The sequence below is a fragment of the Pyxidicoccus caerfyrddinensis genome, from assembly GCF_010894405.1.
Lineage (GTDB): Bacteria > Myxococcota > Myxococcia > Myxococcales > Myxococcaceae > Myxococcus > Myxococcus caerfyrddinensis.
Genome location: NZ_JAAIYA010000001.1, coordinates 660571 through 673339 on the forward strand (window position 1 = coordinate 660571; position 12769 = coordinate 673339).

Consider the following 12769-nt stretch of genomic DNA (forward strand, 5'->3'; position numbering starts at 1 on the left):
CGCAATCCGCGGCGATGTCTCAGAAACCAAGAACCCACTTCGTGCCGGCCAATACCTATCTGATTGGGTGGGATATGAAGCGTCTTGGAACGTCCGTTGTCTGTGCGGTCGCTTTTGCGTCTCTGCTGGGTGCTTGTGGCCCCGCCCCCGAGGGCGAGGAGCTCGAGGGCGCAGAGCCCACGGCAGTCACGGCCAAGAGCCCCAAAACCCCTGGAGCCTCCGAGCCTGACGCGTCCGAAGTCGCGGAGCCTGGGGAGGTGCACGCGCAGACCTTCGTGGGGGATCTGGGCTCTGCATTGGGCTCCCCTGTCGCCACCTACCCATACATCAGCACTGCGTCCAGTCAGTGGAGCGTCAATTGTAACGGAGGGTCGTCGCGAGACATCGCCTACCTGTGGACGACGCCTGCAACGGGGTCGTATACCTTCTCTACCGGCGGCGCGAACTTCGATACCGTCCTCCAGATCCGCCCCTACAACGACACCGCGGCGATCCTAGGCTGCAATGACGATACATCCACCACGGTTCAGTCGAGAATCACTCTCAACAGTCTCTTCAAGGGTGCGAAGCTGTTGATCATCATTGAGGCCTACGCTGGCGACTACGGCAACCATGCCCGCCTGAACATCTCCAAGAACTAGAGCCAATCTCAGAACAGGCGCAGGCGGGTTGGAGCCAGGTGAACTGGTGGCCGAGCCATCATGGTGCAACTCGGCCACCAGCGCATCACTGCATCGACAGCGCCCAGGTGTAATTGCCGCTCGTTCCAATGGAGGTCAGGGTCGCCTTACAGGTAGCGGACGTGCCGCCTCGTGAGGTGCCCGTTCCGCTCGGCGTCCAGTACTCAGAGGTGCCCAGAAGCGGGTTGGGTGGAGTGTAGATGCTGCTCAGGCTGAAGCGACAGGTCTTGCTGCCGTTCGTGTAGTCGAAGTGGGCGGCGGTCGTGGTACCGCAGCTGGTCTGGTACACGGCCGAAGTCGAGTTGGCCGGAACCGCAGCGAGGCTCGGGATGATCGCAGCACACGCATTAAGGTAGGAATTGGTGATCGCGGTGGTGGTGATCTTGTTCTGGACCGTGAACGTCAGGGTCGCCGCCTGAGCGGAACCCATGCCCAGCGCGGCCACCGAAAGCGAGGCAAACAGCGTGCTGACTTTCATGTTCAACCCCTTGAATGTGGGGAACCCGTTTCCCCATTGCCAGGTTGAACGCCTGTTGCGCGCCTTTGTCTGAACCGACGCTCACACGATTCTTGAGAGTGGTTGGAGGGCAGGCAGGCGCAGCGCGGGAGGATTCCAGGCCCTTCGTCATTCTTCAGTTCGGTCACCCTCTCGGGAGTCCCGGAACAGCCCCCTCTCCATGCGGACTACAGACCCTCGACGACCCACCACGCGCTGCGCTTCCGGGGGTCACCGGCCTTGGTGATGTACGGCGACTCCTTGGAGAGCCACATGTACTGATTCCAGTACAGGTTCTTGATGGCATCCCCCGTGCCAGTCTTCTCCAGCCGGTAGTTGGCCTGCTTCGGTGAGCCGTAGAGCTTCACGGAGCCGGTCGACTCGATGTAGCTCAGGAACAAGCCGGGGGCATTGGTGAGGCGATAGACGCCATCGTCCTTGCTGCCCACCAGGATGAAGTCGAGCGGCGCCGCCCCCGCCCGGCAGTACACCCACTTGTTGTCAGCGATGCCATCCGGCGCCGCCATGTACTGGCTGTTGTCCACGCTCTTGATGCGCACCCGCTTCCCCGTGTCGGCCGGACGCTCGGGAATCTTCCAGCTGCTCGGCGGCGCCTGCCAGCTCGAGCCCTTCCACTTCCAGTTGAAGGGCATGTGCATGGACGGGTCGAACAGGTCCGAGTACCCATCCTCCGGCACGACGTTGTAGAGGCAAAAGCGCTGCTCCGACTCCAGCTCCTTCACCTTCGCGAGCTGGTCGCCCGACGGCACGCCCAGGCCCTTCATGCAGGCGGACACCGACTGCCCCTTGCCGCCCTGCCCGCTCGCAAGCACGTAGGTGCCGTCACGGTTCGCGTCGTTGTTGTACCAGCCGCGCATCTCCCCCTCGTCGAAGCTCAGCCAGTTGTCCGCGAGCCGGTTGGCTTCCGTCGTCGCCGCCTGCTGCCGCTGCTGGAGGGGGACGCCCATGGTCCGGATGAACGCCGCCCACAGGTCCTTGGTTGCCTCTGTCGCGACGAGCGCGTGGGTCTTCATGTTGCTCGGCTTGTAGGAGGCCCAGCCGCTGGTCAGCTGCGTCCCGGGATTCCAGATGACGTCCCCGCTCTCATACGAGAGGATCTTCGCGTTCGAGTGCGTGTGCTGCTCGGAGCCCGCCGCGCACAGGTAGCTCTTCACCTGGCGCACCCGCACATGGTTGTCCGCGGGAATTCGCACCACGTGCTCGGAGCTGAACGAGTCCTCGAACAGGTGCGCGGCCCGGCCGAAGAGGAAGTAGTTCCGGTCCACGTCCGTCAGCGCGCTATAGCCGCCACCATCCCAGACGCGCATCTCCGTCGGCGGCGCCATGGCCGCGTTCACGAAGTACTGGACGAAGCGGGCCCGCGACTCCTTCGCCGCCTTCACGCCGCCGTCGGCATCGCGGTCGTCGTAGCGGCGCATGAAGTGGTCGTACTGCACCTCCACCGGCTCCTGCGCCACGGCGTCGAAACAGTTGTGGGTGCCCGCCATCGAGTTCGTGGCGTTGAAGCCGCCGAGGTCCACCCAGCGCTCGCCCATGATTGCGTCGTAGACGGCCTTGTACGTGGACTGGTACCGCTGGTCGGCGTACTTCTGGGACCTGATGCGCGCGAGCTCCCGCCGAGCCCCGGGGTCGGAGAGGTTCGTGTTCTTCGCCTTGCCCTGCGTCCACGTCCTGCGCGGGTCGTTCGGGTCCGGCTTCATGATTGGATCGCCGCCAATCATCTCGAGCACCGACAGCCGGGTGACCCACTCGTGGCCCATGGGAACGCCATTGCCGAAGACGAGCCCCGCGCCGCTCTGGGTGAACCCCGACGCAGCCCGGGGTGTGAGGACAAGCGCGACGAGAATCAGCAGCGATACAGCGAGCGCGAGTGCCGCGCCGCCTGCGCGCGAGCGATGTCCAGACCCGGTGGATGGACGCATGGGAGCCTCCTTGGAAGGAACAGCATGAGTCCCCGGCAGGGTGCTCGGGGACACGCGCCGTGGAGCAACGGACGTGCCGTGGCTCTGGCTCCCAGAATCAGTCGGTTACGAGGATGCGGCCCACGAGGCCGCGTCGCGCCACCACGCAAGCGCGTCACCCGAGCACGCGCAGGCGCCCCGGTCTTCGCACCGCGCCCCCAGTGCTTGGAAGTATAGACTGGCGCCGTGTCCAGCCCCTCCGAGCAGAGCCCGTCCGACGGCGGCATCCGCCACCGGATGCACACCATCATCTTCGAAGCGGACACTCCGGCCGGCAGGGCGTTCGACATCGCCCTGCTGTGGGCCATCCTCTTCAGCATCGTCGCGGTGATGCTGGAGAGCGTGGCCCCCGTGCGCGAGCGGTACGGGCCGGTGCTCCGCGTCATCGAGTGGTGCTTCACGGCGCTGTTCACCGTGGAATACGTGCTCCGGCTCATCGCCGTCCAGCGGCCCCTGCGGTACATGCGCAGCTTCTTCGGGCTGGTGGACCTGTTGGCCATCCTCCCCACCTTCCTGAGCGTGCTGATTCCCGGCGCCCAGTCGCTGTTGGTGGTGCGGGTGCTGCGATTGCTGCGAATCTTCCGCGTGCTGAAGCTGGCCCACCTGCTGGGACAGGCGGAAGTCCTGCTCACCGCGCTGCGCGCCAGCCGGCCGAAAATCACGGTGTTCCTGGGCACGGTGCTCACCATCGTCGTCGTCACGGGCGCGGTGATGTACGTGGTGGAGGGCGGAAACAACGGCTTCGACAGCATCCCCCGGAGCATGTACTGGGCCATCGTCACTGTGACGACCGTGGGCTTCGGCGACATCACGCCCAAGACGGTGCTCGGGCAGCTCATCGCCTCCGTGCTGATGGTGATGGGCTACGGCATCATCGCGGTGCCCACCGGAATCGTCTCCGTGGAACTGGCCGCCGCCACGCGCCACGCCGTCGACACGCGAGCCTGTCTCGGCTGCGGCGTCCAGGGACATGACCTGGACGCGTCGCACTGCAAGTACTGCGGGCACAGCCTGTAACCCGCATCACGGGTCATGCGCTTCGAGCCGCAATCACAGCGGTCGGCCAGGCTGCCCGATGAGATAGGTGATGACCATCCCCTGCGCGCGATGAACCCCGCTGCTCCAGCGGTACCCATCGGCGCCAAGCCCCGCGGTCAGCTTCTCGAGGTCCGCCGGAGCATAGGTCCGCAGCGACGACACCACGCCATCCCAGAGGATGAGCAGGGGAAGGATGGGCACCAGATAGGTGAGAACCAGGCGCCACCATTGCGTCGGGCGGATGAGCAGGGTGAAGCCCCACACGAGGGGCACGATGAGCAGGCATTGGACGAGGAGGTGCGGCAGCGAGCGCTGGGTGAGCTCGAAGGCGGCGAAGGGGACCCCGCGCGCGGCGGCGTCCGCGAGGAGGGCGCGGGCCTGCTCCGGCGGGAAGTGGTGCAGCCCCTCGAAGAGGGTCCGCACCCCCGTCAGCTCCTCGGGGATGCGCGTGGCGTCGACCGGGGTGTCGCGGTAGTGCACGCCTGGAGGCAGCTCCTGCCCCGGGACGGGATGGAGGTCGGTGAGCGTCACCTCGGCCCCGCCGTGCACCGCCCGCAGCGCCGGCAGCAGGGTGCGCCACGGGCCCCCCGAGCCAGAGCAGAGGTCGACGACCCGGTCCGTGCCCGCCGTGCGGAGCAGCTCCGCCAGCTGCGGCGCCACACGGTCGTAGGGCCGCATGCGGTCGAGCACGACGCGCAGGTAGTCGACCTCGCCACGGCGCAACAGCTTGGGTAGCCACGGCTGGTCGATGAATTCGAAGAGGTGCAGGCGTGGGATGAGGGGCATCGAGAAGAGGATAGGGCCGGCTCGCGCCTCCCGTCCCCCTCGTCCCGGGTATGACTCAGCGAAGAACGGGCCTGGAATCCATAAGTTCCGGGCACTTCGCCCTTTCCGCCCCCCGGCCTCGCAACTTCCCCTCCCCTACTCTCGATAACCAAGAATCTGGAGCAGCGGCCTGATCGTGGCCCGCCGGAAGGGACTTGCCTCATGACGACGACTTCTGCCGTTCGCGCGTCTCAGACCCAGGCGACGCGCATCGCCGCCTCCTCGGCGGCCGCCTCGAACCCGAACGCCATCCTCTCGAAGTACCAGCCCACTGGCGCGTCCTCGGCCACCGCCCGGCAGGATGGGCTTCAGGGCGGTGTCGCCGCGTCGCGCAAGATGGCGCAGACGGACCTGCCCAAGATCAAGAAGTACGCCGACGAGTTCGCTGCCGCGGGCAAGAAGTACAACCTGCCCCCCGCGCTGCTGGCTGCCATTGCCTCTCGTGAGTCTCGCGGAGGCTCGGCGCTCGACAGCCGCGGCTTCGGCGACCACGGCAACGGCTTCGGCCTGATGCAGGTGGACAAGCGCTTCCACAGCCTGAAGGGCGGGCCGTTCAGCGCGGCGCACATCGACCAGGCCGCGGGCATCCTCAAGTCCTACCAGAACGAGATCAAGGCCAGGCACCCGGACTGGCCGCCCGAGCAGCAGCTGCGCGGCGCGGTGGCGGCGTACAACTCGGGTGTCGGCAACGTCCAGACCATCAAGAACATGGACGTGGGCACCACGGGCAATGACTACTCCAATGACGTGTGGGCGCGCGCCCAGGCCCTGGCTCCGAGCTTCGGTGGCAAGGCCGACGGCGCCGCGGGCCCCCAGGGACCTTCGCGCCCCAATGAGCCGCGTCCGAGCCCCTCCGCGCCGACCCTGAAGGAAGGCAGCCACGGCGCCCCGGTCTCCAAGCTGCAGAAGCAGCTGGAGAAGCTCGGCTTCGACGTGGGCAAGGTGGATGGCGACTTCGGTCCCAAGACCGAGGCGGCGGTGAAGCGCTTCCAGGCGAAGCACCACCTGGAGGCGGACGGCGTCGTCGGGCCCAAGACCCACGCTGCGCTCGACAAGGCGCTGGACCACCTGTCCAAGCCCAAGCCCACGCACTCGGACGGCTTCGACCGCGGCGCCACCAGGTGGAAGGACGCTCCCGCGCTGGCGGACGTGCAGTCCGGCAAGGCGCACCTCCAGCAGGGCATGGAGGGCGGCTCGGTCAAGCACCTCCAGAAGCTGCTGGGCCTCGAGACCGACGGCAAGTTCGGCCCGGCCACCAAGAAGGCCGTGGCGGACTTCCAGCGCGAGCACCACCTGGATGCCGGCGCGGGCCGGGGCTCGGTGGGTCCGAAGACGCTGGCTGCCATGGAGAAGGCGGCCACGAGCGACGGCCCTGGCAATGCGACTCCCGCGATGCGCAAGCTCGCGAAGGCGGGCCATGCGGCCGCGATGAGCATCGGCGGCTACAACAGCCAGGGCCTGTGCGCCACCGGCGTGAGCAAGGCCATCCAGAACGCCTTCGGCTTCAAGGTCTGGGGCAATGGCAACCAGATCGACAACAACCTGCCGCGCGACAAGTTCAAGCAGGTCCACATGTCGCTCGCCGAGGCGCTGAAGACTCCGGGCCTCGTCCTCACCTGGGAGAAGACCTCCACGGCGGCGGGCAGCAAGTACGGCCACACCGCCATCACCACCGGCGACGGCCACTCGTCCGTGAGCGACTTCATCGAGCGCAACACGCTGGGCGCCGGTGGCCGCACCGGGCTGAAGATCTTCAGGCCGACGATCTGACCTTCAGCGGGAGATCGCCTCGCGCCGGGCTGGCTGCGGCACCGCGGCCGGCTCGGGCACCTGGACGGAGGGGCTTGGCGCAGGGGCCTTGGGAACGAGCAGGGGCACGCGGCCCTCGGGATAGAGGGCCGTGAGCCGGTCGCCCCGGAGCTCCAGCGCCGCCACGTGGTGGCCGTACCCGGTGCTCAGGCCCGTGTCGATGAACACCACCCGCCCCCCGAGGCGCAGGCGGATGCGCCCGTCCTGGGTCGTCGTGTGCCCCATCACCATCCGCTTCGCGCCCAGCTGGCCCAGCACCTTCGTGAGCCCGGCCTCCCACGTCGCCTCGTCATCCAGCGCGTAGCCGCGGAACCACAGCGGTCCGTTCCGGGCCGAGGCCCCTCCGGGCGGCTGGCCCGGTGTCAGGTCCTGCTGCACCCAGCGGTTGAGGCCCTCCAGCGTCGTCTCCGGCAGGTCGGGCGCAATCCCCCCGTGCAGGAAGAGCGTGTCGTTGATGCGCACGACGGCGGCGTGCGTGCGCAGCCAGCGGCCATAGCGTCCCTCGGGCCCATAGGCGGCCTTGTGCCCCTGCGTTCCCCGGGGCGCGCCCGGCGCATCCGGCGCGGGGCTCTGGTCCGCGAACGAGGCCAGCTCGCCCGGGGCGACGTAGCGCAGGTCCCCCGTCATGTTCATCACCTCGTGATTGCCCAGCAGGGCGTGGACCCGGCCGCCCGCCTTGCGCGCCTCGACCTCCAGGCGCATGAGCAGCTCGTAGGCCTCGCGCGTCTGGTCGCCCCGGTCCGGGATGTCCCCCGTCTGCACCAGGTGCGCCTTGCCACCCGTCCAGTGGCCCTGGGCATCGATGAGCCCGGCCAGCTTCAGCACGTCGCGCAGCGCGCCCACGTCACCGTGGACGTCTCCCACGGCGACGATGCGCTCCACGCCCTGGAAGGCATACGGCTCCGTGCGGGGCGCGGCGGCCATGAGGACGGGACACAGCAGGAGGCAGAGCAAGGCAGGACGCACGGAAGGTTCCTCGGCACGACGTGGACGCTGACGCCGCGGAAGCCTAATGCACGCCCCCTCCCCTGCCCACTCCGCCTGAGCAGTCCCGGCCCAGGCCGGGAATGCCCAGGTGCGGCCCCTTACTCGCCGAGGACGTAGGAGAAGATGAGCGGCGCGACGATGGACGCGTCGCTCTCCACGACGAACTTCGGCGTGTCGATGCCCAGCTTGCCCCAGGTGATCTTCTCGTTGGGCACCGCGCCGGAGTACGAGCCGTAGCTCGTCGTCGAATCGCTGATCTGGCAGAAGTACGCCCACAGCGGGACGCCCTCGCGCCGGAGGTCCTGGTGCAGCATCGGCACCACGCAGATGGGGAAGTCCCCGGCGATGCCGCCGCCAATCTGGAAGAAGCCGATGGGCGAGCGCGGGGCCGTCTCGGTGTACCAACCCGCGAGCGTGGTCATGTACTCGATGCCACTGCGGACGGTGTGGACGTTCTTCACGTCTCCGGCGATGCAGTGCCCCGCGTACATGTTGCCCAGCGTGGAGTCCTCCCAGCCCGGCACCCAGATGGGCAGGTCCTTCTCGCAGGCCGCGAGCAACCAGCTGTGCCGGGGGTCGATCTGGTAGCTGCTGGCCAGCTTGCCGCCACGGAGCACGCGGTAGAGGAACTCATGCGGGAAGTGCCGGCGCCCGTCCCGGTCCGCCGAGCACCACTCCTCCAGGATGACGGCCTCGATGCGGCGCATGGCCTCCATCTCCGGGATGCAGGTATCCGTCACCCGGTTCATGTGCCGCTCGAGCAGCGCCTGCTCGTCCTTCGGCGTGAGGTCCCGGTAGTGAGGGACGCGCTCGTAGAACGCATGGGCGACGAGGTTGAAGATGTCCTCCTCCAGGTTCGCGCCCGTGCAGCAGATGGCGTGGACCTTGTCGCGGCGGATCAGCTCCGCCAGTGAGATGCCCAGCTCCGCCGTGCTCATCGCGCCCGCGAGCGTGACGAGCATCTTTCCGCCGCCCTCCACGTGACGGACGTAGCCGTCGGCCGCGTCGACCAGTGCCGCTGCGTTGAAGTGCTTGAAGTGGGTCCGGCAGAAGTCCCTGATGTTCAAGTGGTCAGCTCCCGGCGACGAGGGGTCGGCGTGGGGGCTGTCGCCAGGGCGCACCACGCCGAACGCTCTACGGCCCGAGGACGGGCCGCCATCGAAGCGCCGGGTGGCTGCAGCGAGGGCCGTTGTAACCAGCCCGAATGTTTGTCGCAAGCGGGGCTGGCGCGGCCCGGAGCTATGGATTGCGGCGGTTCCGGCGCCCGCGTATATGCGGAGCACCATGGTGGTGGTCCTGCGCATCTTCACGCTCGCACTCCTGCTCGGCTGGCAGGCTGTTGCCGTCGGGGCGAGCGGTCCTGCGCACTTCTGCCAGAAGCAGGTCGAGCGGCGCTCCGCCAGATGCCACTGTCCCCACGGTGAGCTGAAGGCGGAGCAGGCTCCGCACAGTCAGCCGACACTCCGGATGGACTGCTGCGACGAGCCGGGCTGGAAGTTGCCCGCGCCTGCCTTCGCGGACACCACCAGCAACTCGTTCCTGGTGGTGCCCCCGGCGGGCCTGCCTCCGACGTGGCCGAGCGTCTCTCCTCCCGAGGGTGGACGCCTCCCGTCACTCGCGCTCTGGGAGGCGCCTCGCGCCCAGGGCCCACCTGTCTTCCTCCGCATCCGCTCGCTCCTGATCTGAGTGCTCCCGGCGTGCACCTGGGCCCCGGCTCCCTCCTCATGTCCTGAGGGGGTCCGGGGACCTGTCAGCCGTTTCGCATTCACATCCTCACGGTGTTTCAGGAGCTACCGGATGAACATGTTCTTCGAAGTCATTGTCGGCGTCGTGGTGATCACCCTGCTCATCGTGGTGCTGGGGCCCGCCTTGTGGAGCTCGCGGCTCAGCATCACCGAGAAGCAGAAGCAGTGGGAGCAGCAGGGCAAGAAGCCCCCCGGGTCTGGTGACTGAACCGGAGTGAGGGCTTCCGGGGCCACCTCCTGGAGCGACTGCGCCGCCCAGGAGGCTTCCGACGTCTCATGCTCCCTGCCCGCCCTCGTAGGGCGGGCAGGGACTACCCCGGATGACCTAGTTGCAGATCTCGATCTCAGGGAAGTTGGGCTTCGGGTGGCAGACATTCGGCGCGCAGCACAGAGAGCCGTTGCAGAGCTCGCACGGCGTGCAAACGCCGTTGGAGCAGCTCTCGTCCGAGCCGCAGACGTTGCCACAGGCCCCGCAGTTGGTCTTGCTCGTCCTGGTGTTCACCTCGCAGCCGTTGTTGTAGGCGCCGTCGCAGTTGGACCAGCCCGTGGTGCAGGTGTTGATGCCACAGGCGCCCGAGGAGCAGCTCGCCACGGACACATTGGCGGTGTTCGTGCAGGCCATCGCCTGGCCGCCGCAGACACCCGCGCCGTTGCACGTGTCACCCGTGGTGCAGGAGTTGCCGTCGTTGCACGCCGTGCCGGCCGCGATGAACGCATAGGAACAGGCGGACCCATTCCAGGTGCCGGTCGCCGCGTAGCAGCTGTTCGGAGGGGTCTGGCAGATGTTCGTCTGGCTGGAGATGTTCAGCGCATACGCGCCCTTGGCAGAGGTGGAGGGGGCGTTCCAGCTGTCGACGACGATGCGGAGGACGGTGCCCTGGGTCAGGGTCAGGGTGAGCGAGGACGCGGTGGTGCCCGTCGCGTCATCATTGCACCCCAGCGCGTTGGTCGCCGTGACAGGGTCGAACGGATAGATGTGCAGGATCGTGTCGAACGAGGACCCCGTGGTGGTGAAGGTGTAGGTATTGTTTTGCGGAGCCGTCCACTTGAAGGAGGCATCCGGGGTGCCCGCGGCTCCGCAGGACGGGTTGAACTCGTTGGTCCCGTTGTAGAGGTTGCCGGTGATGGCGGGAGACGCCACGGGCATACCAATGTCGACGTAGACCTCCTGCTCCACCTCTCTCAGACTGCTCGGCTCCTTCGCGCCCGTCACCTCGTCCTCGACACCGCACGCGGAGAAAGCCACAGCACCTACGACAGCCAGCGAAATCATCCAACGACCATTCATGTATCGCACCTCCAGGAACTCCCTCTCAAAGCTGCAAAAACTCCTATATTCTGATTATTTGAGAGGATCCACAGGTTTGCATTGTTGGAAAGCATGAGCGGGCCCCCTACACGGAGAGGCGCGGTGAAGACAGACGCAAGGTCCTACTGGCCGGCCATGGGGTGAAGCACACCTAGGACTCGGAGCGACGCCGCTGGTACTCCTGGGACTGACCGCCCCACCAGCGGCACCTCCAAGGGGAAACCATGTTCCTGTTTCGACACGCGCCTTCACGTTCTCCGGTAGTGGTGCTCACCGGCCTGCTGTCCGTCGGGAGCCTCGCCGGCTGTGGTCCAGAGGGAACCGAACCTGTCGCCGCCACCGCCGCGCGGGCCTCCTCGCTCGTCACGCTCGGCGGAGACACGTCCTGTGCCTGGGGGAGCATGGACTGCAACCCGTGCGTCCCCGACGTGCCCGCCCGCTTCAATGAACTCAGGGACCACGGCGAGGTGCTCGGCTTCAACCCGGGGCCGTTCAACTTCAACGTCGCCTACCCGAGCAGCAACCACTGGGAGGGCATCCAGCGCCTGCCGCTCGACTCCGGCCGCTACTTCGTCCTGTCCAAGCGGGACGACGGCTCCGGCGGCAACGTGGGCCACCTGGTCCACATGGCCAGCCGCAACGGCGACGGGCTGCGCTTCCGCTCCAACCGACTGTCCACCAGCATTGCCCAGCCCGAGGACACCGCTCCGCCGGGAGATGACCGCGCGGTGACGGCGCTGCCGGTGCTCGGCGGCTACGTCCACGGCGGCGGCATGCAGGCGGTGGGCAACATCGTCGCCCTTCCCATGGAGGAAGGCCCCGGCGCTGGCCGCGTCGCGCTCTACGACTACAACTCCACCCTGAACCCGAGCCCCTTCGCCTACGTCACTGGCAACACCGCGAACGCGGGGACCGCGTCCCTCTCCAAGCTGTCCGATGGGCGCTACCTGCTGCTGCTCGGGCAGTACGACGCGAAGTCGCTCGAGGTCTTCTTCTCCACGGAGACCCACCTCCGCTCCGGCACCAACCAGTGGCTCCGCACGGACCAGTGGTACGACGGGGAGCTGGCCTCCGGCGACTGGGGGCCGTTCCAGAACCTCAACCTCGTCACCGACTGCAGGGACTCGCAGCTCTACCTGGTGGGCACGCGGCTGGGTGGGCTCCGGTGGGGCGCCGTCAGCGATGACTACGCGCACCTCTACCGGGTGAACATCGACGGCCACCTGCGGCTCGAGCACGTCGCGTCGAAGCACCTGTACTGCAGCAACGACGGCTCGCGGCAGTGCAACCTCGACGCGGCCGGCGGCGTCTTCGTCGACGTGGACCGCAACCTCCTCCTCTACGCCACCGAGCATGCCGATGACGGCCCCGCCGGCGCGGTGAAGATGGTGGAGTTCCGCAACACCTGGGCGGATGCCCGGTGCGGCGCCGACATCACGCACGCCTACGTCGACTTCTACGACGACTCCGACTTCAGCGACCGGGGCTTCATCTACGACTACGCGGACCGCGGCCTGAAGAACTGGGGCAGCTTCCACAGCATCGACGCGTTCAACGACAAGGCCTCGGCCGTCCGTTGGTGCATTCCGCCCGGCTGGCGCGTGCGGCTCTACGGCGACTCGAACTACAGCGGTAGCTACAAGGACCTCATCGGCACCGGCACCCTCCGCGAGGTCAACCTGAACAGCTGGAGCTTCGGCGACAAGGTCTCGTCCGCGCGCTGGCTGGCGCTCTGAGCGGACCGCCCGCGCACCACCGCTCAGAGCTACCCCGACTCCCCCCCGGAGTCGCGGCGTCGAGGGCGCCGTCGGGTATCTCACGGACGCTGGAGGCCAGGGATGACGAATGGCGCACCGTGGCGCTTGGATACCCTCCGCACCTGACTGCCGCTGCACCCG

The 12769-nt window shown here is 67.5% G+C and carries 12 protein-coding genes; 6 read left to right on the forward strand and 6 right to left on the reverse strand.

Annotated features, from left to right (window positions below; genetic code table 11):
- Nucleotides 1-74 precede the first annotated feature (74 nt).
- Nucleotides 75-641, forward strand: a complete 567-nt coding sequence (locus tag G4D86_RS02415; protein ID WP_163988916.1) for a hypothetical protein — start codon at nt 75-77, stop codon at nt 639-641.
- 85 nt (nt 642-726) lie between these two features.
- Here G4D86_RS02415 and G4D86_RS02420 read toward each other — a convergent pair whose 3' ends face one another.
- Together G4D86_RS02420 and G4D86_RS02425 are read right to left on the reverse strand one after the other, a co-directional pair.
- Nucleotides 727-1158 (reverse strand): hypothetical protein, encoded by a 432-nt coding sequence (locus G4D86_RS02420; RefSeq protein WP_163988918.1) that lies wholly within the window; start codon nt 1156-1158, stop codon nt 727-729.
- 206 nt (nt 1159-1364) lie between these two features.
- A complete protein-coding gene (locus G4D86_RS02425; RefSeq protein WP_163988920.1) occupies nt 1365-3119 on the reverse strand; it encodes a hemolysin D in 1755 nt (584 codons plus the stop codon).
- A gap of 225 nt (nt 3120-3344) precedes the next feature.
- Between G4D86_RS02425 and G4D86_RS02430 the strand changes: the two genes are divergently transcribed.
- The gene (locus G4D86_RS02430; RefSeq protein WP_163988922.1) at nt 3345-4175 is read left to right on the forward strand and encodes an ion transporter; all 831 of its coding nucleotides are present in this window, start codon (nt 3345-3347) and stop codon (nt 4173-4175) included.
- Between the two features lie 33 nt (nt 4176-4208).
- Here the strand turns inward: G4D86_RS02430 and G4D86_RS02435 are convergent, their stop codons facing one another.
- Complete coding sequence (locus G4D86_RS02435; RefSeq protein ID WP_163988924.1) at nt 4209-4982, reverse strand: hypothetical protein; 774 nt, start codon at nt 4980-4982, stop codon at nt 4209-4211.
- A 201-nt stretch (nt 4983-5183) separates the two neighbouring features.
- On the opposite strand from G4D86_RS02435, the gene G4D86_RS53695 reads away from it, so the two are divergent.
- Nucleotides 5184-6791: a peptidoglycan-binding protein gene (locus G4D86_RS53695; protein ID WP_163988926.1), complete on the forward strand. Its 1608-nt coding sequence runs from the start codon at nt 5184-5186 to the stop codon at nt 6789-6791.
- Between the two features lie 3 nt (nt 6792-6794).
- On the opposite strand, the gene G4D86_RS02445 is transcribed toward G4D86_RS53695, so the two are convergent.
- Nucleotides 6795-7796 carry a metallophosphoesterase gene (locus tag G4D86_RS02445; protein ID WP_420821834.1) on the reverse strand — a complete coding sequence of 334 codons (1002 nt, stop codon included), beginning with the start codon at nt 7794-7796 and terminating at the stop codon, nt 6795-6797.
- A 119-nt stretch (nt 7797-7915) separates the two neighbouring features.
- Entirely contained in the window at nt 7916-8884 is a 969-nt protein-coding gene (locus tag G4D86_RS02450; protein ID WP_163988928.1) for a deoxyhypusine synthase family protein, read from the reverse strand.
- Nucleotides 8885-9101: 217 nt separating this feature from the next.
- Here G4D86_RS02450 and G4D86_RS02455 point away from each other — a divergent pair, with 217 nt between their 5' ends.
- Entirely contained in the window at nt 9102-9503 is a 402-nt protein-coding gene (locus G4D86_RS02455; RefSeq protein ID WP_163988930.1) for a hypothetical protein, read from the forward strand.
- Between the two features lie 117 nt (nt 9504-9620).
- On the forward strand, nt 9621-9770 hold the full coding sequence (locus G4D86_RS02460; protein WP_163988932.1) for a hypothetical protein: 150 nt from the start codon (nt 9621-9623) through the stop codon (nt 9768-9770).
- 117 nt (nt 9771-9887) lie between these two features.
- Here the strand turns inward: G4D86_RS02460 and G4D86_RS02465 are convergent, their stop codons facing one another.
- Nucleotides 9888-10850 (reverse strand): hypothetical protein, encoded by a 963-nt coding sequence (locus G4D86_RS02465; RefSeq protein ID WP_163988933.1) that lies wholly within the window; start codon nt 10848-10850, stop codon nt 9888-9890.
- A gap of 245 nt (nt 10851-11095) precedes the next feature.
- On the opposite strand from G4D86_RS02465, the gene G4D86_RS02470 reads away from it, so the two are divergent.
- Nucleotides 11096-12607, forward strand: coding sequence for a hypothetical protein (locus tag G4D86_RS02470; protein WP_163988935.1), 1512 nt, complete (start codon nt 11096-11098; stop codon nt 12605-12607).
- Nucleotides 12608-12769 lie beyond the last annotated feature (162 nt).